General features: G+C 68.9%; 18 protein-coding genes and 2 pseudogenes. 11 read left to right on the top strand and 9 right to left on the bottom strand.

Translation table 11 applies throughout. The features are described 5' to 3' along the window. Positions 1 to 383 precede the first annotated feature (383 nt). The 7 genes and pseudogenes from ISN38_RS04225 to ISN38_RS04195 all read left to right on the top strand — a co-directional run bounded on the left by ISN38_RS04225 (position 384) and on the right by ISN38_RS04195 (position 11,195). Positions 384 to 3,125 (top strand): TonB-dependent receptor, encoded by a 2,742-nt coding sequence (locus tag ISN38_RS04225; RefSeq protein WP_233243512.1) that lies wholly within the window; start codon positions 384 to 386, stop codon positions 3,123 to 3,125. 205 nt (positions 3,126 to 3,330) lie between these two features. Next, positions 3,331 to 4,772 (top strand): annotated as a pseudogene (locus tag ISN38_RS04220) (tryptophan halogenase family protein). A gap of 119 nt (positions 4,773 to 4,891) precedes the next feature. Beyond that, positions 4,892 to 5,287, top strand: a complete 396-nt coding sequence (locus tag ISN38_RS04215) for a DUF5597 domain-containing protein (RefSeq protein WP_155615934.1) — start codon at positions 4,892 to 4,894, stop codon at positions 5,285 to 5,287. A gap of 22 nt (positions 5,288 to 5,309) precedes the next feature. After that, positions 5,310 to 6,845 (top strand): glycoside hydrolase, encoded by a 1,536-nt coding sequence (locus ISN38_RS04210; protein WP_108085352.1) that lies wholly within the window; start codon positions 5,310 to 5,312, stop codon positions 6,843 to 6,845. Continuing rightward, positions 6,842 to 7,963: pseudogene (locus ISN38_RS20120) on the top strand (sugar-binding domain-containing protein); the annotation flags it as partial. The gene ISN38_RS04210 and the pseudogene ISN38_RS20120, both read left to right, overlap by 4 nt. A 3-nt stretch (positions 7,964 to 7,966) precedes the next feature. Further along, positions 7,967 to 10,204: a glycoside hydrolase family 2 TIM barrel-domain containing protein gene (locus ISN38_RS04200; protein ID WP_338404638.1), complete on the top strand. Its 2,238-nt coding sequence runs from the start codon at positions 7,967 to 7,969 to the stop codon at positions 10,202 to 10,204. Positions 10,205 to 10,448: 244 nt separating this feature from the next. Further along, complete coding sequence (locus tag ISN38_RS04195; protein WP_003471384.1) at positions 10,449 to 11,195, top strand: FadR/GntR family transcriptional regulator; 747 nt, start codon at positions 10,449 to 10,451, stop codon at positions 11,193 to 11,195. A gap of 201 nt (positions 11,196 to 11,396) precedes the next feature. Here ISN38_RS04195 and ISN38_RS04190 read toward each other — a convergent pair whose 3' ends face one another. Continuing rightward, positions 11,397 to 13,130, bottom strand: a complete 1,734-nt coding sequence (locus ISN38_RS04190) for an outer membrane protein assembly factor BamB family protein (RefSeq protein WP_003479338.1) — start codon at positions 13,128 to 13,130, stop codon at positions 11,397 to 11,399. Between the two features lie 815 nt (positions 13,131 to 13,945). Here ISN38_RS04190 and ISN38_RS04185 point away from each other — a divergent pair. Continuing rightward, entirely contained in the window at positions 13,946 to 15,082 is a 1,137-nt protein-coding gene (locus ISN38_RS04185; protein WP_003471386.1) for a sensor histidine kinase, read from the top strand. Between the two features lie 191 nt (positions 15,083 to 15,273). Then, on the top strand, positions 15,274 to 16,077 hold the full coding sequence (locus tag ISN38_RS04180; protein ID WP_038239242.1) for an SGNH/GDSL hydrolase family protein: 804 nt from the start codon (positions 15,274 to 15,276) through the stop codon (positions 16,075 to 16,077). 78 nt (positions 16,078 to 16,155) lie between these two features. Here the strand turns inward: ISN38_RS04180 and ISN38_RS04175 are convergent, their stop codons facing one another. The 4 genes from ISN38_RS04175 to ISN38_RS04160 form a co-directional block, all read right to left on the bottom strand. Beyond that, positions 16,156 to 16,419 (bottom strand): hypothetical protein, encoded by a 264-nt coding sequence (locus ISN38_RS04175; protein ID WP_003471389.1) that lies wholly within the window; start codon positions 16,417 to 16,419, stop codon positions 16,156 to 16,158. A 290-nt stretch (positions 16,420 to 16,709) separates the two neighbouring features. Next, entirely contained in the window at positions 16,710 to 17,249 is a 540-nt protein-coding gene (locus ISN38_RS04170; RefSeq protein ID WP_047324706.1) for a hypothetical protein, read from the bottom strand. Positions 17,250 to 17,409: 160 nt separating this feature from the next. Beyond that, positions 17,410 to 18,120: an rRNA pseudouridine synthase gene (locus ISN38_RS04165; protein ID WP_003471394.1), complete on the bottom strand. Its 711-nt coding sequence runs from the start codon at positions 18,118 to 18,120 to the stop codon at positions 17,410 to 17,412. Positions 18,121 to 18,190: 70 nt separating this feature from the next. Then, the gene (locus ISN38_RS04160) at positions 18,191 to 18,697 is read right to left on the bottom strand and encodes a YgjP-like metallopeptidase domain-containing protein (RefSeq protein ID WP_003471395.1); all 507 of its coding nucleotides are present in this window, start codon (positions 18,695 to 18,697) and stop codon (positions 18,191 to 18,193) included. Between the two features lie 105 nt (positions 18,698 to 18,802). Between ISN38_RS04160 and ISN38_RS04155 the strand changes: the two genes are divergently transcribed. Together ISN38_RS04155 and ISN38_RS04150 are read left to right on the top strand one after the other, a co-directional pair. Beyond that, positions 18,803 to 19,339: a DUF2058 domain-containing protein gene (locus tag ISN38_RS04155; RefSeq protein ID WP_003471396.1), complete on the top strand. Its 537-nt coding sequence runs from the start codon at positions 18,803 to 18,805 to the stop codon at positions 19,337 to 19,339. Between the two features lie 224 nt (positions 19,340 to 19,563). Next, the gene (locus ISN38_RS04150; RefSeq protein ID WP_003471397.1) at positions 19,564 to 19,830 is read left to right on the top strand and encodes a DksA/TraR family C4-type zinc finger protein; all 267 of its coding nucleotides are present in this window, start codon (positions 19,564 to 19,566) and stop codon (positions 19,828 to 19,830) included. A 62-nt stretch (positions 19,831 to 19,892) separates the two neighbouring features. On the opposite strand, the gene ISN38_RS04145 is transcribed toward ISN38_RS04150, so the two are convergent. The 4 genes from ISN38_RS04145 to ISN38_RS04130 all read right to left on the bottom strand — a co-directional run bounded on the left by ISN38_RS04145 (position 19,893) and on the right by ISN38_RS04130 (position 22,092). Further along, entirely contained in the window at positions 19,893 to 20,165 is a 273-nt protein-coding gene (locus tag ISN38_RS04145; protein ID WP_003471398.1) for a DUF2789 domain-containing protein, read from the bottom strand. Between the two features lie 141 nt (positions 20,166 to 20,306). Next, positions 20,307 to 20,885 carry a mechanosensitive ion channel family protein gene (locus ISN38_RS04140; RefSeq protein ID WP_206712074.1) on the bottom strand — a complete coding sequence of 193 codons (579 nt, stop codon included), beginning with the start codon at positions 20,883 to 20,885 and terminating at the stop codon, positions 20,307 to 20,309. Between the two features lie 117 nt (positions 20,886 to 21,002). Next, on the bottom strand, positions 21,003 to 21,797 hold the full coding sequence (locus ISN38_RS04135) for an EAL domain-containing protein (protein WP_047324707.1): 795 nt from the start codon (positions 21,795 to 21,797) through the stop codon (positions 21,003 to 21,005). Between the two features lie 94 nt (positions 21,798 to 21,891). Beyond that, positions 21,892 to 22,092, bottom strand: a complete 201-nt coding sequence (locus tag ISN38_RS04130; RefSeq protein WP_003471404.1) for a hypothetical protein — start codon at positions 22,090 to 22,092, stop codon at positions 21,892 to 21,894. Between the last annotated feature and the right edge of the window lies 1 nt (position 22,093).

Here is a 22,093-nt window from a genome sequence, read left to right as displayed (position 1 = left end):
GTGCGGTGCCGCGCCGCTGTGTCGCCTTCGTTTACATCCGGTGTCATTTTTTTCGGCACGCAGGCGTCGAAAGCCGCTCTGCACGGTGTACGTCGCCGCGGACGCATGCGCAGCCGACATGGTGCGGCGCAACGTGCGTCCCGTCTAATTGTCATATAAATATGAACATAAGTTGAAGCGTCCTCGCTTGCTTTCGCTGTAGTTGTCGCCAACGCCGGCATGAACGTCGCTGTCCATCGCGCGCAGTTCCAAGGCCGCTGTCGGTTTCGATACGAGGGTCAATTTGGTCAGTACCGGAGAGAATTCGAATGACAAGTCGTGCGCCCTGCAAAGGTAAATATCCGAAGCACAGGAATCCCCTCGCCAGCGCCCTGGGCCTGGCGATGCTGACCCCGGTTCTGGCGTGGGGACAAGCCAAGCCCGCCACCGCGGCCGAGCAGAGCGCGCAGGACGGCGCTGCGCAGGCGGCCAGCGGCGACGTCAAGACGCTGGATAGCGTCGTGGTCACCGGCGTGCGCGAAAGCCTGCGCTCGGCGCAGGCGATTAAGCAGGACGCGACGCAGATCGTGGATTCGGTGCAGGCCCAGGACATCGGCAAGCTGCCGGATGCGAACACGGTGGAAGCGCTGCAGCGCATCACCGGCGTGCAGATCCAGCGCCGTTACGGCGAGGGCGCCACCGATTTCGATCACCGCACGCAGCCGGCCGTGACCGTGCGCGGCTTGACCCAGGTGCGCAACTTCCTGGACGGCCGCGATACGTTCTCCGCGTCCGGCGGCCGCACGCTGGACCTGGAAGGCATTCCGCCGGAACTGCTGTCCGGGATCGACGTCTACAAGAATCCGCCGGCGAACCTTATCGAGGGCGGCGTCGGCGGCGTGGTGAACCTGCGCACCCGGCTGCCGTTCGATGCGCCCGGCCGGGTCATCAGCGGCACCGCCAAAGGCAACTACTACGACCGCGCCGACAAGACCGGTGGCTCGGCATCGGGCCTGTACAGCGACCGCTTCAATACAGACCTGGGCGAGGTCGGCGTGCTGTTCAACGTGGGCTATGGCCGCTCCAGCTATCGCCAGGACGGCATCCTGACCGGCCCGTTCGTCGCGGTGCCGGACGGCATCATCGCCGGCGCGCCGAGCAATGCGCAGATTCCCTCCGGCTTCCAGATCTATGACGACGGCGGCGACCGCAAGCGTCTGGGCACGGCGGCGGCGCTGCAGTGGAAGCCGTCCGATACGGTGCTGGTCACCGGCCAGTTCCTGGGTACGACCTACGACTTCTACCGGCAGGGCAAGTACTTCTACCAGGCCAACCGGCGCGAGGCGGCCTCGCCGTTGGCGGGCGCGGACTTCACCTTCGACAAGAACGGCTACGCCACCTCCGGCGCGCTGGACAACCAGATGTTCGAGTCGGCGCGCTACGACCAGGACCTCACCTCGACCAATACCAACTACAGCGTCAACCTGCGCTGGAATCCCAGCGAAAAGCTGGCGGTGACCTTCGACGCGCAATACCTCACCTCGTCTTACGATGCCGACCGCAACGGCTTCGTGGTCTCGCTCTACGACCGCGCCTCGGAGGACAGCAGCACGGCGCTCAACCGCTCGATCGCCGACTTCGACCTGCGCGGCGGCAACCCGCGCTTCAACGTGCGCGATCCGGCGCTGCTGTCCAATCCCAACAACTACGGCTTCAGCTACATCGCCGATGCGCTGACCCGCAACGACGCCGACCAGCTGGCGCTGCAATCGGACGTGGAATACTTCACCGAGGGCGGCCTGTTCACCAAGCTCAGCGCCGGTGTGCGCTACGCCGACAGCAGCATCGACCTGCGCGGCACCTGGAACGCCGCCTGCCTGGGCGTGGACGGGCCCGATCCCAATTGCGGCACGAGCCTGGTCTACCCGTCGGTTTCGGCGCATCCGGAAATGGTGCGCAGCGGGCCGTCGCCCGACTTCTTCGACGGCAAGACCCTGACCGGCGGCGTGTTGTATCCGGAGTTCGCCCGCGGCAGCGGCCTGTTCGACCGCACCACGCGCACCGAGGCGCTGTTCGGCTTCGCGCCGCAGACCGCGTTCAAGCCGAGCGATCTCAACCACCAGACCGAAAAGACCTGGGCCGGCTATTTCACCGCCGACTACGACACCGAGCTGGCCGGGCTGCGCCTGGACGGCAACATCGGCGTGCGCCTGCTCAAGACCACCACCGGCTCGGACGGCGCGGTGTTCATGGATGGCGGCGGCATCACCCCGCTGTCGGTCGAACGCACCTACAACGATGTGCTGCCGAGCTTCAACCTGCGCGCGCACCTGAGCGACACCCTGCAGGCGCGTCTGGCCTATTCGCAGTTGATCGCGCGGCCCAATTTCGACCAGATGTCGACCAATGTCTCGCTGGGCGCGTCGAACCAGTTGAATCCGGTCACCGGGCGGCCCGGCGGCTCCTCGGGCAATCCGTTCCTGCGTCCGGTGCAGTCGGACAACTACGATGCGACGCTGGAATGGTACTTCGCGCCTGCCGGCTCGCTCACCGCCGGCGTGTTCTACAAGAAGGTGGACGGGTTCCTGGCCAGCGGCACCGTGGTGCGCAACTACAATGGCCTGGATTACGACATCAGCACCTCGCTCAACACCGGCAACGGCACCATTCGCGGCGCCGAATTCGCCTACCAGCAGTTCTACGATTTCCTGCCCGGTTGGCTGAGCGGGCTGGGGTTCCAGTTCAACTACACCTACGTGGACAGCAGCGTGTCCAATCCCTTCGCCACCGCCGGGTCCGACATTCCCGCCATGGTGCCGCTGGAGAAGTTGTCCAAGCACAGCTACAACGCCGTGGCCCTGTACGAGAAGGGCCGCTACACCGCACGCCTGGCCTGGAGCTGGCGTGGCGAGTACCTGGACACCACCCAGGGCAGCGGCGCCAACGGCATTCCGCAGTACCAGAAGCCCTACGCGTCGCTGGATGCCTCGGTCAGCTACAACGTGAACGACCACGTGGCGCTGTCGTTCGATGCGGTGAACTTGAACAATCGCATGAACGAGGTCTACATCGGCACGGCGAGCGCGCCGTTGCGGTACGAACTCAACGACCGCCGCTATGGGTTCTCGGCACGGATCACGTATTGATGCGCTGGGCGCCCGCTTCGGCGGTTGAAGCGGGCTGCGTCCGGCCCATGCCTGCATGGGCCGGGCCGCTGCGACCGCTGCGCGGGAATGCCGCGACGCACATGCCAGCACGCTCGGCCGCGCGGCGCCGCCGGTGGCCACGCACGTGAATGCCGGCGAGCCGTTGCGCCACATCGCCATCGTCGGCGGCGGCAGCGCGGGCTGGATGGCCGCGGCGGCCCTGGTGCGCGTGCTCGGCGCAGGCGCCACGCGCATCACCCTGGTCGAGTCCGAGGCGATCGGCACGGTCGGTGTGGGCGAAGCGACGATTCCGCCGATCGCATTGTTCAACGCCTTGCTCGGCATCGACGAAAACGCGTTCCTGCGCGCGACCCAGGGCAGCTTCAAGCTGGGCATCGAATTCGTCGACTGGCTGCAGCCGGGACAGCGCTACTTCCATCCGTTCGGCGCCTATGGCGTCGACTTCGGCACGGTGCCGTTCGACGGCCTGTGGCAGCGCATGCACCGCGCCGGCCGTGCCGCACCGTTGGCGGCGTATTCGCTCAATACCCTGGCGGCGATGCCCGGGCGCTTCATGCGGCCGCAGCAAGGCGATGCGCTGCTGTCGCGGTTGGGCTACGCCTTCCATTTCGACACCGCGCTGTATGCGCGGCTGCTGCGCGAGTATGCCGAGGGCCGCGGCGTGATGCGGCTGGAAGGCAAGGTCGAACAGGTGCTGCGACGTTCGCCCGACGGCGCTATCGCCTCGATCGTGCTTGCGTGCGGCACGCGCATCGACGCCGATTTCTTCATCGACTGCTTCGGCTTGCGCGGCCTGCTGATCGAGGATGCGCCTGGCGCCGGGTTTGTCGACTGGTCGCATTGGCTGTTCAACGACCGCGCGGTGGCGGTGCTATCGGTGCGTGCATCGGCGTTCACGCCCTACACCCGATCGACCGCGCGCGAGGCGGGCTGGCAATGGCGGATTCCGTTGCAGCATCGCACCGGCAACGGTTATGTCTATTCGAGCGCGCATCTGTCCGACGATGCCGCCGCCGCGACGCTGCTGGCCAACCTGGACGAAGAGGCGCTGGCCGAGCCGCGCACGCTGCGCTTCCGTACCGGCCGGCGCGCGGTGTTTTGGTCGGGCAATTGCCTGGCGCTGGGGCTGGCGGCGGGATTCCTGAAACCGCTGGAATCGACCAGCATCCACCTGATCCAGGCCGGCATCGCCCGCTTCCTGGAGATGCTGCCCGATCGCGCCGGCAACCAGGCCGCCATCCGCCGCTACAAACGGCTGATGGCGCAGGAATTCGACAGCATCCGCGACTTCATCATCCTGCACTTCCACGCCACCGCGCGGCCCGGCGCGTACTGGGAACGCGCGCGCACGATGCCGATCCCCGACAGCCTGGCCGAGCGCCTGCAGATCTTCGCGCACTCGGGCCGGGTGTTGCGCGAGGCCGACGAGCTTTTCAGCAAGACCAGCTGGCTGGCGGTGATGCAGGGGCAGGGCCTGAGCGCGCGCGGCTTCGATCCGCTGGCGGCGGCAATGCCGGACGCGGAGGCCGCGGCCGTCTGCAACGCGTCGCTGCGGCGGCGGCGATGGCGGTGGAGCGGATGCCGGCGCACGCCGACTTCATCCGCGCCCACTGCGCGGCGACCTGAGCGCCGGCAGGCCCCCGCCGAATCGACCCGGAGACCGCACGCACGCCATGCAGATGCCATCGGCCACGAACACGACCCGCCTGCGCGTCTGGCGCAGCCCGTGCTGCGCTGCGTTCGCGTTGCTCCTTATCCAGGCGGCGGTCGCCGCGGCGCGCAAGGCCGCCTACGACCTGCCGCTGTACCTGCTGGAGGTCGCGGTGCGCTTCGGCGAAGTCCGCGATGGCTACGGCGGGCCGCGCGGGCAGGGCAACCCGCGGCCGAACGGCCGCGTGCTGGTCGCCGAAGTGCAGCCTGCGCGGTTCCTGGTCACCGGCGGCAATGCCAACCTGGCGTTCGCGGAACAGTTCGGCGCGCGCGGCGCGGCGCAACTGCTGGCGGTGCAAGAGCAGCATTCCGACGGCGGGCGCCGGGTGCGCGAGCGCTTGCGCAACGGCGAGGAGACGTGTTTCGGATTGCGTTTGCCCGAACCCGGCGGCAGCCCGATGGTGACGCGGCTGCAGGCGGCGCATGCGTAGCGCCGCACAGCATCGCCTGCGCATGCCCCGCGCGTGGCCTGCGCTGCTGCGCCGCCGCTGGCTCGGCGGCATCGCGGTCGCGATGCTGGCGCTGCCCTGCCTGGGCGCGCCGCGGTGCGATGCCGATGCGCCGGCCGGCGTCACCTTGCACGCGGACCTGCAATCGCCGCAGACGCGCTTCGAGGGCTTCGGCACGGCGCTGGCCTGGTTCGCCAACGTGACCGGCGCCTATCCGGATCCGCTGCGCAACCGCCTGGCCGACCTGCTGTATGGCCGCGACGGCCTGGGCTGGGTGATTGCCCGCTACAACATCGGCGGCGGCAATGCGGCCGACACGCCGCCGTCTCTGCGCCCCGGCGCGGCGATACCGGGGTTCTGGCGGCAGCCGGCGGGCGCAGCGGGTAAGGACTGGTGGCGTGCGGACGATCCGGCGTTGTGGGACTGGTCGGCCGACCAGGGCCAGCGCTGGTGGCTGGACGCGATCCGCGCGCGGGTGCCGGCGGATCTGCGCATCTTCGAGGCGTTCTCCAACTCGCCGCCGTGGTTCATGACCGTGAGCGGGCGCGTCTCCGGCGCCGAGCATGGGCTGGACGACAATCTGCGGCCCGGGCAGCAGGCGGCGTTCGCGGCGTATCTGGCGCAGGTGGTGGACGAACTGCAGCGTCGCCACGGCATTGCCTTCCGCACGCTGTCGCCGGTCAACGAGCCGGGCACGCCCTACTGGTTCGCCGGCAACATCCAGGAAGGTGCGCACTGGAGCGTGCCGGCGCAGGAACGCATCCTCCAGGCCAGCGACCGCGCGCTGCGCGCGCGCGGCTTGCGCACCCGGGTCGCGGCGATGGACGAAACCAGCGCGCTGGGCTTCATCCACGACTGGTCCGGCTATGCGGATGCCACCAAGGCGGTGCTGGGCCAGCTCAACGTGCACAGCTACGACCGCATCGGGCAGACCGGCGTGGGCGATATCGCCGCCGCCAGCGGCATTCGCCTTTGGATGTCGGAAGGCGACCTGGCGCCGCCCAAGGTGGCGGAAGACCTTGGCGATATGCGCCCGGCGTTGGCGCTGGCCGAGCGCATGGTCCTGGACCTCAAGCGTCTGCAGCCGTCGGCGTGGGTGTTCTGGCAGGCGATCGAGACCTCCGCGGCCGACAAGCCCGGTGCCGCTGACCATTGGGGCCTGATCCGGATGGACCTGAGCACCGCGGCGGCGGCGGAGCATCCGTTCCAGGTGACCCGCAAGTACTGGGCCATGGCCAATTTCAGCCGCTATTTGCGGCCGGGCATGCGCCTGCTGCAGGTGGACGATGCCGATACGGTGGCGGCGCTGTCGGCGGATGGGCGCGAACTGGTGTTCATGCACGTCAACGCCGGGCTGGTGGCGCGGCGGCTGGCGATCGCGCCGCAGACGCTGGGCGCCGGCGCGTGGTCGCAACAGGTGGTGGTCACCTCGGCCGCGCTGCGCGCCGAAACCGCGTGCCGCCGCGCGGCCGCGCCCGGTGCGCAAGCGGCGCTGGCGCCGCCGCAGTCGGTGGTCAGCGTGGTCTTGCGCAAACAATGAGGGCGGCCCGCGCGCAGGCGCGTGGCCGCGAACGTTCACGCGTTGCAGTACCGGCGGCTGCGTCCCGACACCGGGAATCGCCGCTGCAGTGCAACCCGATCGGCTGTTTTGTACACGAGGGGCTTTCGATGAAACCGACAGTGCGACAACGACTCCTGGCCAACGCAAGCGTCTTGCTGCTGCTCGGCCTGCACATGGCCACGGCCTGGGCCGGCGACGCCCCGCGACCGGAGTGGGAGCGCCCGGAGATCAACGAGATCGACCGGCTGCCGGCGCGGGCCACGTCCTTCCCGTACGAATCGGTGGCACTGGCCAAGGCCGGCCGGATCGCCGACTCGCGTTACCACCTCTCGCTCAACGGCGACTGGCGCTTCATGTTCTCGCCCACGCCGGAGCAGCGCCCGGCGCAGTTCTACCGCGACGATTACGACGTGTCGGCCTGGAAGACCATTCCGGTGCCGTCCGACTGGCAGGCGCAGGGCTACGGGCAGCCGCTGTACAACAACATCCAGTACCCATTCCCGGCCAACCAGCCGTTCATCGCCCACGCCATCAACAGCGTCGGCTCCTACCGGCGGGAGTTCGAGGTGCCGCAAGGCTGAGACGGGCGCCGGGTGCTGCTGCACATCGGTGCGGCCGGCGCGGCCTACTATGTCTGGGTCAACGGACAGCGGGTCGGCTACAGCGAGGATTCCAAGCTGCCGGCCGAATTCGACGTGACTGCGCAGCTGCGTCCGGGCCGCAACTCGGTCGCCATCGAGGTCTATCGCTGGTCCGATGGCAGCTATCTGGAAGACCAGGATTTCTGGCGGGTCAGCGGCATCGAGCGCGATGTCTATCTGCTGGCCACGCCGCAGACCTGGCTGCGCGATTTCTTCGCCCGCGCCACGCTGGATGCGCGCTACGTCGGCGGCGCGCTGGATGTCGATGTCGGCCTGCTGCACGCGGCCAAGGGCACCCGGGTCACCGCCACGCTGCTCGATGGCGACACGCCGGTGCTGGTGCGGCAGGCGACGGTGACGGCGGCCAGGCAGGAGGCGGCGCTGACCCTGTCCGGGGCGATCGACAAGGTGCGTGCGTGGAGCGCGGAAACGCCGAATCTGTACACCTTGCTGCTGGAGGTGCACGACGCCGACGCGCACCTGCTCCAGGCCAGCGCCAGCCGCATCGGCTTCCGCACCGTCGAAATCAAGGACGGGCTGGTCAAGGTCAACGGCAAGCCGGTCAAGATCCGCGGCGTGAACCGGCACGAGCACGATCCGCAGACCTTCCACGTGATTTCCGAAGCCTCGATGCGGCGCGACATCGCGTTGATGAAGCAGAACAACATCAACGCCGTGCGCACCTCGCACTATCCGAACGCGGAGCTGTGGTACGCGCTGGCCGACGAATACGGCCTGTACGTGATGGACGAGGCGAACATCGAATCGCATGCCTACATGGAGGCCGGCAACGAGGGGATGCGCCCGTGCGAGAAGGTGCAGCTCGGCTACGACCCAAAATGGGAGCTGGCGCATCTGCAGCGGGTGCAGCGGATGTTTGAGCGCGACAAGAACCATCCGTCAATCATCTTCTGGTCGCTGGGCAACGAGGCCGGCATCGGCCCGAATTTCGAGAAGGCCGCCAACTGGCTGCACGCGCGCGACACGACCCGCCTGGTGAGCTACCTGGGCTGGGGCACGCTGTATGCGCAGCACGCGCCCAACGCCTATGCCGACATCTACGCGCCGATGTACGACTCGGTGGCGCGCATCGTCGATTACGCGACGAGCACGGAGTATGCGCAGAAGCCGCTGATCATGTGCGAGTACGCGCATGCGATGGGCAACAGCCTGGGCGACCTGAAAGCCTATTGGGACGCCATCTATGCGCACGACCGCCTGCAGGGCGGCTTCATCTGGGATTGGGTGGACCAGAGCATGCTGCTGAAGACCGCCGACGGCCGGCCGTACTGGGGCTATGGCGCCGACTACGGGCCGAACCCCTCGGGTCAGAGCGCGATCGAGTTCGGCGACGGCCTGCTGCAATCGGACCGCACCCCGAACCCGCATCTGCACGAGCTGGCCAAGGTCTACGGCCCGATCCAGTTAGAAGCCATCGACGCCGATCGCGGGCGCTTCCTGGTGCGCAACCGGCATGCCTTCATCGACCTGTCGGGCTTCGCTTTCGACTGGCAGATCCGCCAGGACGGGCGGGTGGTGCAGGAGGGCCGCGCGCCGGATCTGGCGATCGCCGCCGGCGCCGCCGGCGAGCTGCAGCTGGCCCTGCCCGCATTCCAGAAAAAGGCCGGCGCCGAGTACCTGATCAGCGTGCGTGCGCATGCGCGCGCCGGCACGATCCCGCTGGTGCCTGCCGGCCACGTGGTGGCCTGGGAGCAGTTCGCGCTGGCATCGCCGCCGGCGGCGGCCGTGCCGCGGGCGGATGGCGCCGCGGTCGTGCTGCGCGAAACGGCGGGCGAGCTGAGCCTGCGCGCGGCGGGTGCGGAACTGCGCATCGACCGCGGCACCGGGCTGGTCGCGCGCTATGCCTATCGTGACCAGGAATTGCTGCAGGGCGGTGCGCCCAACTTCTGGCGCGCGCCGACCGACAACGACATCGGCACCGGCCTGTATGCGACGCACCTGGTGTGGAAGACCTTGTCGGAAACGCGCCGGGTCCGTTCCGTGGTCGCCAGCAAGCGCGATGACGGCAGCGCCAGGATCGACGTCGGTTTCGATCTGGGCGGCGACGGTGCGACGGCCGACGTGCGCTACGACGTGGCTTACCTGATGGCGCGCGACGGCTCGGTGCAGGTCACCGCGCGCTTCGACCCGCGCTATGTCGGCCTGCCGGATCCGTTGCGCGTCGGCCTGGCGTTCACCATGCCCAGCCGGTTCGTCGACCTGGCCTGGTATGGCCGCGGGCCGCACGAGACCTATGCCGATCGCGACAGCAGCGGCGAGATCGCGCTCTATGCGGGCAAGATCGCCGAGCAGCACCACGACTACATCCGCCCGCAGGAAACCGGCAACAAGGTCGGCGTGCGCTGGCTGCGGCTGGCGCCGGAGCAGGGCGCGGCACTGACGGTGAGCGGGTCCACGCCGTTGTCGGTCAACGCGCTTGCGTTCCCGTATTCCGACCTGGAGCGCAGGCCGGTCGGCAGCGCGCACAGTTCCGATCTGCGTGCCCATGGCCGGGTGTCGTTGCTGATCGACGAGCGCCAGATCGGCCTGGGCGGCGACGACCAGTGGAGCAAATGGGGCCAGCCGCACGCGGCGTATCGGATCGCGCTGCAGCCGGCGAGCTACCAGTTCCGCCTGCAGCCGACCGCGGCGCCGGACGGCCTTGCCGAGCAGGCGGCGCCCGGGCGCGACGAATGAGCGAGGGCCGGGCGAGGCAGCACCGTAAGGCGCGTCTTGCGCAGCCGTCGCCGGGCGTGCCGTGGCCGCTTCCGAACGATCGCCGTGGGGTGCCCGGCGGCCGGCGGCACGCGTGTCCGCGCGCTGTCAAGGACGTGGTCGCGTATCTCCCCCAGGCAGCAGATTTACCGTGAAAAAATCAAGACTTCCGCGCCGAAATCGCCGTGCTACTCTCGATCTTTCCTGGTAAAAACGGCTGCCTGCAATGAAACCGCACGATCTGGGCAAGGGAGGGCGACAGTTCGGAAGCACCACGCTCAGCTCGCAATTGCTCGATGCGCTGGGGCGCGATGTCGTGGCCGGAATCTACGGTTTGCAGAGTTTCCCGACCGAGGCGGAGATCTCCTCGGCATATGCCACCAGCCGTAGCGTCACCCGCGAGGCGATCAAGATGCTGACCGCCAAGGGCCTGCTTTCCGCCCGCCCGCGCAGCGGCATCGTGGTCCGGCCCGAGCAGACCTGGAGCCTGCTCGATCCAGATGTATTGCGCTGGATGCTGGAACGCAAGTTCTCGCACAGCCTGCTGCGTTCGTTCACCGAAATGCGCCAGGGCATCGAGCCGATGGCGGCCAAGCTGGCCGCGCAGCAGGGCAATGCCGAGGCGATCGGCAAGATCGAGCACGCGCTGCAACGCATGATCGCGGCCGAGCGCGGCGAAGACGATCACCTGTCCTCGGACGTGGCCTTCCATGTCGCGATCCTCGACGCGACCGGCAATCCGTTCTACATGCAATTCCACGAACTGGTGAACACCGCGCTGAGTTTTTCGATCCAGTTCACCAACCGCATCCGCGGGCATACGGCGAGCATCCCGGCGCACCGCGGGGTGCTGCAGGCGATCAAGAGCGGCGATGCAGACAAGGCGCAGGCGGCGATGTTCAGCATCATCCACGATGTGCTGTCGTTGATTGCCGGCGAAGAAAGCCGGGAAGCGAAAAAGAAGCCGAGGTAACGCCGCAGCGCAGGCGCTGCCAGGCCGCGTGGTTGCGCGCAGATCGGAAGCGCCACTGCACTCCTGCTGCCGCGACCTGCGGCCTGGCAACAGATGCATTGTCTACAAAAACAGCCCTCCTGCATGCGCAGGAGGAACTGTCGGTGCACGCCTGTCGCCGCCGCGCCGCCGCGCCGCCGCGCCGCCGCGCCGCCGCGGCGATCAGCGGCCGCGCGAGGTGGCCGGAACGAACTTGTACAGCTTGTGGATGCCGGTGCCGAAATTGAAGCGGCTATAGCCCGCGCCCCAGTAAAGCGCACCGTCCACCACCGCCGGCGCGCTCGACACCGAACCGCCGGCATCGAAGCTCCATAGGGTCTTGCCGGTCTCGGCGTCGAGCACGGTCATCGCGCCGGACATCGAGCCCGCATAGACCAGGCCGGGCGAGGATGCGAGCGGGCCGCGGCCGCCGGCGCCGAACGCGGTCTGCACCGGATCGACGCCCGGCACCTTCACCTGCCACAGGATCTTGCCGCTGGCCGCGTCCAGCGCCGCCCACGACCCGGCGTTCCAGGTCTCGGTATTGCCGGGGGCGAGGGTGTAGCTGGTGTGGTTGTTGTTGTTGATGGCCACGTACACGCGCGATTTCAGCGGATCCACCGACGAACCCCATTCGATGCCGCCGGCGGTGCCGCCCGGACCGACCTGGGTGGACCACACGGTGCGCCCGCTGTCGGCATCGAACGCCCAGTACACGCCGCTCTTCTGCCCGGCGCCGACCAGGGCCTGCGGCTTGCCGTTGCGGATCGCGGTGAACAGGTTGGCGCCGCCGCCGCTGAAGTCGTAATCCGGCCCCTGCGGTTGCTGGCACACGCCGGTGGTCGGCGCGACCAGGCACGACAGCGACCAGGCATCGGCGCCCTGCAGGCGCCGCGTCCACACCGGCTTGCCGCTGCGCATGTCCAGTGCCAGCACCGAGTCCACGTAGTTGTCCGGCGCCAGGCAGGCCAGCTGTGCGGTCTTGTCGCCATTGGCGTTCTTGACGCAGCGCGCCACGTCCAGCGGCACCGAGTAGTTGTTGCCGGTGGTGGCGTAGACGCGTTGCCGTTGCGGGTCGAGTGCCAGCGTGCCCCACACCGCCGCGCCTGTATAGCCTTCCGGCGCGGTGCGGAAGCTCCACAGCAGCTTGCCGGTCTTCAGGTCGAGCGCAGCCACGCTGCCGCGGAAGGAGAAGGTGTAGCCCGGACTCAGCCCGCCCCAGTCGCCGGACGACACCCCGACATAGACGCGATCGCCGTAGACCACCGGCGAGGCGGTGATGCGCGCCTGCGCATTGGCCTCGACCAGGGTCTTCCACAGCAGCTTGCCGGTGTTCTTGTCGATCGCCACGACCGTGCCGCTGGCCTGGTCGCCGACCAGCACGCTGTCGCGCGCGATCGCCGGGCTGTTGCGCGACAGCGAGGCGGCGTTGCCGGTGTAGTCGGACAGTTTCACCTGCCACACCGCCTTGCCCAGCGTGGTGTCGATGCGATACAGCTGGCCGCCCCAGTCGGGCACGTACAGCGCGCTGCCCTGCACGGTCGGCGTGGCGGACACGTCGCCGGCGGTGGTGAAGGTCCAGGCGGGCTTCAGCCGCGCCGCGTTGAACGGATTGATCTGCCACTCGGCCGGGGCGAAGCGGGTGTTGCGATAGCCGCCACCGGCGTTTTCCCAACTGCTGCCGGTGGCGTATGGCGCGCCGCCGCCGAGCGCCGTGCCATCGCCAGCGGTGGAGCGGAAGCTTGCGTTGTCGCCATCGCTGCCGCCCTGCGGGCCGGCGGACGCTGCGCTGTCGTTCGGAGTTTGCGCCGGGGCAGTGCTTGCGGATTGCGCCGACGCCGCCGTGGCGAGCATCAATCCGGGAGCCAACGCCAGCCACAGCACAGAAAGTGTCCGGTGCGCGTAATGCCTGTTCATGCGGTGTCCTTCGGGGCTTGGAGTGGAGACCCCCCCTTTGCTACCAGCGCAATGGTAGGAAGGAAATGCCGCGCGTGTCATGTACGCACAAAAAAGTTAGGGACTGCGAAAAGGTTGCATGGATAGCGAAAAACAATCGTGCGCGTGGCGTCGCATAGATGTCGCGTAGAAAACCTCTGCATCCCCGATGGCTGGCATGCCGTGGGGTATGCGCTGCGGCATGCGCCGCTTCCCTTGCCGGGCAACGGCTTGTGTGTCAGGCATTTGGCATGCAAGCGTTCGCCCTTGCGCGGCATGCGTGCCGATACGGGATAGTCGTCGGCGCATGAGTGGCGACTGAATGCCGAGCGTGTGGCGCAGCGGCACGTCTGCGCTTGGCCGCAGCGCAGGCTGCCGTGTGGCGTGTTGGTGACAGTCTGCGCGTCGCGTGCCTGGCGCATGCCGCGTTCGAGTGTCGGTCCCTGGCGGATGGTCGTTGCGTATATCCCCGATTGCGCATCGGCTACGACGGTGCGCCTTGCTGGTTCGGTGCCGCACAAGAATCGATCCGTTCAGCGGCCGCGCGCCACCGCGAAAACCGGGCAGCGGCGACGACGCATGGCATCGCCTTGCCCGTTCCGGTAGGGTCCAGGTATACGCGTTCAATCTGGAATGTTTAAGCTGGCGCATCGACGCTGTGGGGCTGACGCAATGGGGATGTTTTGCTTGGAAGGCCGCGCGGCCAAGGTGGCAAGCGGCGCGGGGGCCATGCTCGCGGCGAATGGGCGCGCTCGGCGGCGGCGGCGGTGCTGCCGCCCGAATGCGAGGGTGCAGGCATGAAGTTGGCCGATTTCATCGAGGCCAACATCGGGCCGTTGTGCGACGACTGGATCGCGTTCGCGCGTAGCCGCGGTGCGCAAGGCGAGGCGATGAGCACCGTCCAGTTGCGCGATCACGCCGCGCAGCTGCTGGCGGAAATCGTTGCCGACATGCGCGCGCCGATGAGCGCGACGGAGCTGCGGCTCAGGTCGCTGGACGCCGGCTCGGAGCAGTTCGAGACCGACGGCGCGGCGAGCCTGCATGCCCGGCAACGGGTCAAGCACGGCTTCGGCATGATGCAGCTGGTGTCGGAATTCCGTGCGCTGCGCGCCAGCGTGATGCGTCTGTGGAGTCGTTCCGAACACACGCCGGGCGTGCAGGATGTACCGGACATGAGCCGCTTCAACGAGGCGTTGGACCAGATCCTGGCCGATTCGGTGCGCGCCTTCATGGAGAGCGTGGAGCAGACCCAACACCTGTTCATGGGCATCCTCGGTCACGACCTGCGCGGGCCGTTGTCGGCGGTGATGAGTTGCGCGGAACTGATGCTGGGGCAAGGCGAGCAACAAGCGCAGCATGCGCGCGTGTTGCTGCGCAGCGCCATGCAGATGAAGGCGATCCTGGACGACCTGATGGACTTCACCGGCGACAATCTGGGTGTGTCCATTCCGGTACGCCCGGAAGCGGCCAGCCTGGAGGCGCTGGCCCAGGACGTCGTCGACGAGATGGCCACGATCTATCCGAAACGGGCGATGCAGGTGATTACGGTCGGCGATTTGCACGGCAGCTGGGACGCAATGCGGCTGCGCCGGGTGATCGCGAACCTGCTGAGCAACGCATTGAAGTACGGCAGCCGCGATCAGCAGATCACCATCGCATTGAACGGCCTGGCGGCGGACGAGGTGGGCCTGAGCGTGCACAACCTGGGGCCGCCGATTCCCGAGACGATGCTGGCCTCGGTGTTCGAGCCGTTGACCACGACCGCGCACGCCGACGGCACGCCACAGATTGCCGGCGCAAATCTGGGCCTGGGCCTGTACATCGTCGACCGGATCGTCGGCGCGCATGGCGGGCGTATCGAGGTCAGCTCCTCGCAGCAGGAAGGCACCCGTTTCCTGGCGACGCTACCGCGGCACGCACCCGCCAGCGACTGAGCGAGATCGGACCGGCTCGCAGCAGCACTCCCACCGCAGCCATGAAGCCCCTCTGCGTCCGGCGACCGAAGGAAGTCCCCGGGGGAGAGAGGGGCGAGGGTCCGGCGCGAAGCGTCGCGCGCAGGTGGGGTGCGCGCGGCTGCGCCCGATTTGGATTAGGGTGACGCGTTTCCCTGCGCTGGAGGTGGATCGTGAAACAGTCGTCGCGTGTGGCGCTGTTGTCGCTGTGCCTGAGTGCCGTCGCTCCCGCGTTCGCGCAAACCGCCGCGCCTGCCGCCGACGCGCTGCAGGGCAAGGTGGATGCGCTGTATACGCAAGCGCCGGACACCGTGCAGGCCAAGCAGGTGGCCGAACTGCAGCAGCGCCTGCTGGACTGGGCGCAGTTGGGCCGCTACCGCGCCGACAACGCCGCGTTGGCGGCGCCGGCCGCGGGCGAACAGCGCGTGGTGTTCTACGGCGATTCGATCACCGACGCGTGGGGACGCATGCAAGGCACGACATTCTTCCCCGGCAAGCCCTACGTCAACCGCGGCATCTCCGGGCAGACCACCGCGCAGATGCTGGTGCGTTTCCGCCAGGACGTGATCGAGCTGAAGCCGGCCGCGGTGGTGATCCTGGCCGGCACCAACGATCTGGCCGGCAACACCGGCCTGGCCACGCAGCGCATGATCGAGGACAACCTGCGCTCGATGGCGGAACTGGCGCGGGCCAACCACATCAAGCTGGTGCTGGCCTCGGTGCTGCCGGTCAGCGACTACCCGTGGCGGCCGGGCCTGCAGCCGGCGGAAAAGATCCGCGCGCTCAACGCCTGGATCAAGCAGTACGCGCAAAGCCATGGCGCGGTATACCTGGACTACCACAGCACGCTGCGCAACCGGCAGGGCGGCATGGACAAGGCGCTGGCCTACGATGACGTGCATCCCACCGTCGCCGGCTACGCGGTGATGGCGCCGTTGGCGCAGCAGGCGCTGGAGCGCGCGCTGGCGCAGCCGTAGCGCGTTGCGGTACAGGCGCGCTCGACACGCTCGGATGGATCGACCCCGATCCCGATCGCGCCGCGCCGCGCCGCCGCGCTACGGCGTGGTGTCGGCGGGCAGCGAGAGCGCGGCGACTTCGCGCCGCAGCCAGGCGTTCACCGCAGCGGTGTCGTCCAGGCGCACACGCGGCGCATACGGCTGCACCGCGCCGCGCTGGCGCCCCTGCAGGCGCTGCATCGGCAGCAGCAAGGTCGCGCGTCCGCTCGGCAGCGGCACGCTTTCCACTTCGGTGTAGAGCGTGTCGGCGCCGGTCGGTTGGCCGACCTGCTCCACGCCGGGACCTTCCAGCAGCCGGTCCATGAAATCCAGGCAGGCGCTGATGCAGGCGCCGTCGGTGATGGCGACGATGCGCGCCGGGCCGCCGCGCGGCGGGGTGCCGGCGGTGGCGGTTGGCAGGGGGCGTGGTACAGCGCCTGGCGCTGCGCCGCGCGCAAGCCGTCCAGCAAGCGATCGAAGCCGGGCAGTTCCTGCGGGTAGCGTGCGGCGATGCGCGTACGGCGCGCCTGCAGGTTTTCGATCACCCCGGCAGAGACCCACCACAGCGAGGCGCTGGCACGGCGGCGGCCCAGCGCGGGCAGCGCCTGCTCGGCTCAGATCGCGGTCAGCACCGCATCGCCGGGTGCCGCGGCGCCGCCGCTGTTGCCGCGCAGGTCCAGGACCAGCAGTGCCGGTGTGTGTTGCCGCAGCGCGTCCGCCGCCGCCGCGATCGCGGCCAGCGTCGACTCGAAGCCGGGATCGCCGGCATAGAAGGTCGGCAGGGGCAGGTTCCACGCCGCTGGCGTGAGGCGTTCGAATGCGCCCTGCGCGGCGGTGTCGGCTGCGGGCTGCGCCGCGCTCGCGCTCGCCGTAGCGTGCGAAGCCAGTTCGATCGCCACATGCGGGTCGCCGAACGCGGCGACATAGGCCTGCATGACCCGGGCATAGCCGCCACGATCGACGATGCGCCGCGCCTGGGCCTGCGCCACGCTCGCCGCCTGCCGCGCCTGCGCGGCCAGTGCCGGATCCACGCCGGGGACCAGGCCCAGATGATCGGCGGCGATGCGCGCGGCGGCGAATTGCAGGTCGGCTTGCGCCACCGCAGCATCGGTCGGCGCCAGGGCCAGTGCCGCTGCCAGCATCGTTGCGATCATGTCCGTCCCCTTGTGTCCGCGGTGAGTGTCGGCCGCCAGCCGCGACGCGCGCAATAGGCCGCAAGACAGGGGGGCTTCGCGCCGCCAGGCTCAATCGTGCGCGGCGGCACGGCTGCGCGCGGCGTGGCTCGGCGCGTTACCGGTCCCCGAGCGCCGCTGCTCAGAAGCGCCCGCCGCCGGGCAGATAACGCCATTCGCCCGGCGCCAGCTTGCCCAGCGGGATGCGGCCCACGCGCAGGCGCCGCAGGCTGATCGCTTCCAGCCCGACCTCGGCGCACATGTGCTGCAGCTGCCCGGGCTGCACGTGCTTGATCGCGAAGCGCAGGCGGTCCTCGTTCTGCCAGCTGACCTTGCACGGCGGCAGGCTGCGCTGCCGGTAGACCAGGCCGTGCGCCAGCCGCAGCATGCCGTAAGGCTTCAGTTCGCCGCGCACCTCGACCACGAATTCCTGTTCGATCGAGGTCGCGTCTTCGGTCAGGCGGCGCAGCACGCGGCCGTCCTGGCTCAGCACCAGCAGGCCGCTGGCGGCGTCTTCCAGCGGCAGCGGCGCGTTCAGGCGCAGGAAGTGGCGCTTCAGCACGCGCACATTGGCCATGTCCAACGCGCTGCGCGTGTCCGGCCCGACCAGGGCCAGGGCGGCGTCCAGGTCCAGCCCGGCCGGCTTGTGCAGCAGCAAGGTGGCCGGCTCGACCGCGCCCAGTTGCGCATCGGCGGCCAGGGTCACCTGTTGCGTGGTCACCGCCGCCTGCGGTTCCTCGACCACCACGCCGTCCACGCTGACCCAGCCGCCCTCGATGTACTGCTGCGCTTCGCTGCGCGAGCACGGCAGCATGGCGGCCACGTATTTGTCGAGGCGGGTAGGGGCGGACATCGAATGGCTCGGCGATCAGGGCAGGGCAGTGTACGTGCAGCCGTCGCCGCACGGCCACGCGCCAGGCCGCTCAGCTGTGCACGGCGCCGGCGAGATCGAGCTGGGTCAGGTACAGGCGCAGATCGAATTCCAGCTGCTGGTAGTCCGGCGCCATGTGCGTGCACAGCTGGTAGAACGGCTTGTTGTGCGCGCTTTCCTTCAGGTGCGCCAGTTCGTGCGCCACGATCATCTGCAGGAACGCTGCCGGCGCGTCGCGGAACACACCGGCGATACGGATCTCGCGGCTGGCCTTGAGCCGGCTGCCCTGCACCCGCGAGACGCTGGTATGGGTGCCGAGCGCGTGCTTCACCGCCTGCAGCCGGTTGTCGTAGATGACCTTGTGCAGCGGCTCGGAGCTGCGCATGTGGCGGTCCTTCAGGGCCAGCGTGTAGGCGTACAGTTGGCGATCGTTGCGCACCGGATTGGGCGTGTCGTAGCGCTTGCGCAGCCACTCGCCGAGACGATCGCGCGCGATCAGCTCGCGGACCTGGTCCTGCACATGCGGCGGATAGCCGACGAGGTATTTCAGCGCTTGCATGGCGCCACGATAGCGCGCCCTGGCCGCCGCCGCACGGCCGCGGCCAGGGCGCGGTCGCAGCGGGTAAGATAGCGGCCAACGTCTTGGATCGACTGGATTTTCCCGATGCGCAATCCCCTGCAGGAACAGCTGCTCAAGGCCGGCCTGGTGAAGAAGAACCAGGTGGCGCAGGTCGCGCGCGAGCAGGCCAAGGCGCGTCACGGCAAGGCGCCGCCCCCGCCCAGCGCCGAGCAGCTGGAGAGCGAGCGCTTGCGGCTGGAGCGGGTGGAGCGCGACCGCGCGCTGGCCGCCGAGCGCAACGCACAGGCCCGCGCGCAGGAGCAGCGCGCGCAGGCGCGGCAACTCGTGGACAGCCACAAGCTCAAGGCCGATGGCGAGATCGACTACCACTTCACCGACGCCGGCAAGATCCAGCGGCTGCGGGTGGATGCGGCGCTGCGCGCGCAGCTGATCAGCGGCGCGGTGGTGATCGCGCGGCTGGATGCCGGCTATGCGCCGATCCCGCGTGCGGTGGTGGAGAAGGTGGCCAGCCGCGATCCGGCTGCGATCGTGCTCGACACCACCCAGGCCACGCCGGCTGCAGGCGACGAGGACGACGCGTACTACAGCCGCTTCCAGGTGCCGGACGACCTGATCTGGTAGCCGGCGGCGCTGCCTTCCGTTGCGCAGCGGCGGCCGCATCAGCGCTACGCGCGGGCCGCTGCCGCACTCCGACGCAACGCGACCTGCTTGGGAATCGATGACACGCCCTGACGGACAGCGCGCACGCCGCCCATGAACATGCCGGCGAATGTGAAACCGGTGTGCATTGCAATCGCCGGCCGCGGCCGCATCATCGGACCCTGACGAATCCTTTGGAGACGATCATGGCCACAGGCTGGGCGAACGACGGCGCGGTGCAGGAGCAGATCGATGCCACCGTCGAAGATGCGATCAAGCGTGCGCGCCGGCAGCTGCCGCAGGGACCGAGCCTGGCGCAGTGCGAAGCCTGCGATGCGCCGATTCCCGAGGCGCGGCGCAAGGCAGTGCCCGGCGTGCGCCTGTGCGTGGCGTGCCAGGAAGCGCACGACCACGCGCAGCACGAGCACAGCGGCTACAACCGCCGCGGCAGCAAGGACAGCCAGCTGCGCTGAGGCGTATCGTCGATTCCCGAACAGGTGCGTGCTGCTCGAGGATCGATCGCGCGCCCCAGGGATCAGTCGTCGTTGGCGGCGATGCTGACCGGCGGCACCGGCCGCGCGTGCAGGGCGATGTTGAGCTGATCGACCACCATCGCCCAGTCGGCGTCGTCGAGGCGCTCCTCGCGCAGCAGCTGCGCCTGCGCCGGCGTCCAGAACGGCGCTTCTTCCAGCCGCATCGTGTCCGGCAGCGGCGAATGGCGGGCGAGGAACTGGCGGATCTCGGTCTCGGTATCGGGCAGGCCCAATTGCGCAAACAGTTCGGCGAACGGGTGGACAGGTTGTTCCATGGGTCACCTTGTCGGCAGGGAAGGGCGCGCGTCGCGCTGCCGCGGCGTGCGTGACCAGACACCATAGCGTCCGCGCGATCAGTGTCGTGTTAGGACCTGCGCGTGCGCCGTGCCTGCCGCCTGTCGATAGGCCGATTGCCGCTAACCGAGTCCCGGCGGCACCGGATGGCCGCGCCAGCGCCGCGTGCTGCGCTGGAAGAACAGGCTGTTGGGGATTTGCAGCACGCTGTCGCCAGCGTCGCCGCGGTTCTCGCGCAGCGTGGTGTAGATCAGGTTGATGTCCACCACCTGGCCCTTGAGCCCGTGCTTTTCGCCGTTCTCGAGCAGTTCGATGTGGTCGTGCAGGCGGAACGGCCGCGTGGCGAAGATCAGCAGCGTGCAGAAGATGTTGGACAGCACGCTCCAGGCCGCGAAGAACGCCACCGCGGCCACCGCGGCGAAGCCGGTGAACGCGGTCCACAGCACCGTGCCGGACACGCCGAGCCGATCCAGGATCAGCAGCAGCGCCGTGCTGTAGATCACGAAGCCGCTGCCGCGGCGGGCCAGCATCGTCAGTTCGGGCGGCAACGCGTGGTGCTCGCTCAGGCGCCGCACCAGCCACCGCAGCAGCGTGCGCAACAACCACGCGGCGAGCACGATCAGCGCGATCTGCGCAGCTGGCACGATCAGGTCCAGCCAGCGGTGGACCCAGGGCGGCAGCATGGCGTGGAACGAGGACATCGGCGGTGTCGGCGTGGCGGGGGAGGCGCGATGGTCGCAATCGTCGCGGTATCGGGCAAGTGCGGGTCGCGCCGGCGATGCGGGCAATGCGACTCCCCGCGCGGGCGCGCGCGCCGCTCAAGGATCCTGTTGCAGGCTGTCCCAGCGTTCGGCGGGAATCTCCGGCAGCGCTTCCAGCGCCGGCATCGCGAACAGGAACCCCTGATACAGGCCGATGCCCAGCGCGCGCAACGCGCGGTATTCGGCGGGCGTTTCCACGCCCTCGGCAAGCACCCGGCAGCCCAGCGCCGCGGCCATGCCGACGATGCCGGCGACGATGTGCCGGCGCGCCGCGCTGGCGTCGATGCCGCGGATCAGGGCCATGTCCAGCTTGAGCAGGTGCGGCTGGAAATCGGCGAGCAGGTTGAGTCCGGAGTGGCCGGCGCCGAAATCGTCGATCGCGGTCAGGAAGCCGCGCTGCGCGTAGTCGCGCAGGATCCGCACCACCTTCGGCAGGTCGCGGATGCGCTCGGACTCGCTCATCTCGAAGATCAGATCGCCGGTCGGCACGCCGTAGCGCTCGGCTGCGGCCAGGGTCAGGCGGATGCAGGTCGCCGGCGCGTACACCGCGTTGGGAATGAAATTGATCGACAGCCGGGTGCGCAGGCCCAGCCGCGCCGCGGTGGCGATCGCCTGCACCCGGCAGGTCTGGTCGAAGCGGTACAGCTGCTGCGGGCGTACCCGCGCCAGCACCGCGGCCGCGCCGCTGCCGTCCTCGCCGCGCACCAGCGCCTCGTAGGCGTAGACCGTGCGCGTATCGGCATCGACGATCGGCTGGAACGCCATGCGCACGCGGAAGTCGAGCAGTTCGCCATCGCGGCAATTGCCGCAGGCCGGTTGGCCCAGTTCGGCGGACAGGGATCGCAGGAGCATGCCGTGCGGCTACCGCAGGAAGAGGTCTGGATTATCGGCCGGCGCCGTGAAGACGGCGCCGACATCGCGTGCGGCGCTGCCGCCACGCGCGGACTCAGCCGGCTTCGGTTTCGTCGACTTTCTTCAGCACGCGGGTAGTGCCGAGCACTTCGACGCGGCCGCCGGCCTTGCGGAACGCGGCCATGTCGGCCTCGATACGCTCGCGGCTGAGGCCTTTCTGCGCCTTGTCGCCGCCGGCGCCGCTGCGTGCGGTCTTGGCGGTCGGGGGCGGGGTCTTGCTGGTGGGACGTGCCATG

Source organism: Xanthomonas translucens pv. undulosa (assembly GCF_017301775.1).
GTDB classification, from domain to species: Bacteria; Pseudomonadota; Gammaproteobacteria; order Xanthomonadales; family Xanthomonadaceae; genus Xanthomonas_A; species Xanthomonas_A translucens.
This window is presented reverse-complemented; position numbering and strand designations above follow the sequence as displayed.

Coding starts and splice junctions, on each gene's coding strand:
- ISN38_RS04175 (WP_003471389.1), bottom strand. CDS start 16,419: ATGGACCGGCTGCTGGAAGGTCCCGGCGTGGAGCAGGTCGGCCAACCG.
- ISN38_RS04145 (WP_003471398.1), bottom strand. CDS start 20,165: ATGGAACAACCTGTCCACCCGTTCGCCGAACTGTTTGCGCAATTGGGC.
- ISN38_RS04135 (WP_047324707.1), bottom strand. CDS start 21,797: ATGCTCCTGCGATCCCTGTCCGCCGAACTGGGCCAACCGGCCTGCGGC.
- ISN38_RS04225 (WP_233243512.1), top strand. CDS start 384: ATGCTGACCCCGGTTCTGGCGTGGGGACAAGCCAAGCCCGCCACCGCG.
- ISN38_RS04160 (WP_003471395.1), bottom strand. CDS start 18,697: ATGCAAGCGCTGAAATACCTCGTCGGCTATCCGCCGCATGTGCAGGAC.
- ISN38_RS04165 (WP_003471394.1), bottom strand. CDS start 18,120: ATGTCCGCCCCTACCCGCCTCGACAAATACGTGGCCGCCATGCTGCCG.
- ISN38_RS04150 (WP_003471397.1), top strand. CDS start 19,564: ATGGCCACAGGCTGGGCGAACGACGGCGCGGTGCAGGAGCAGATCGAT.
- ISN38_RS04190 (WP_003479338.1), bottom strand. CDS start 13,130: ATGAACAGGCATTACGCGCACCGGACACTTTCTGTGCTGTGGCTGGCG.
- ISN38_RS04130 (WP_003471404.1), bottom strand. CDS start 22,092: ATGGCACGTCCCACCAGCAAGACCCCGCCCCCGACCGCCAAGACCGCA.
- ISN38_RS04155 (WP_003471396.1), top strand. CDS start 18,803: ATGCGCAATCCCCTGCAGGAACAGCTGCTCAAGGCCGGCCTGGTGAAG.
- ISN38_RS04185 (WP_003471386.1), top strand. CDS start 13,946: ATGAAGTTGGCCGATTTCATCGAGGCCAACATCGGGCCGTTGTGCGAC.
- ISN38_RS04140 (WP_206712074.1), bottom strand. CDS start 20,885: ATGTCCTCGTTCCACGCCATGCTGCCGCCCTGGGTCCACCGCTGGCTG.
- ISN38_RS04210 (WP_108085352.1), top strand. CDS start 5,310: ATGCCCCGCGCGTGGCCTGCGCTGCTGCGCCGCCGCTGGCTCGGCGGC.
- ISN38_RS04170 (WP_047324706.1), bottom strand. CDS start 17,249: ATGATCGCAACGATGCTGGCAGCGGCACTGGCCCTGGCGCCGACCGAT.
- ISN38_RS04195 (WP_003471384.1), top strand. CDS start 10,449: ATGAAACCGCACGATCTGGGCAAGGGAGGGCGACAGTTCGGAAGCACC.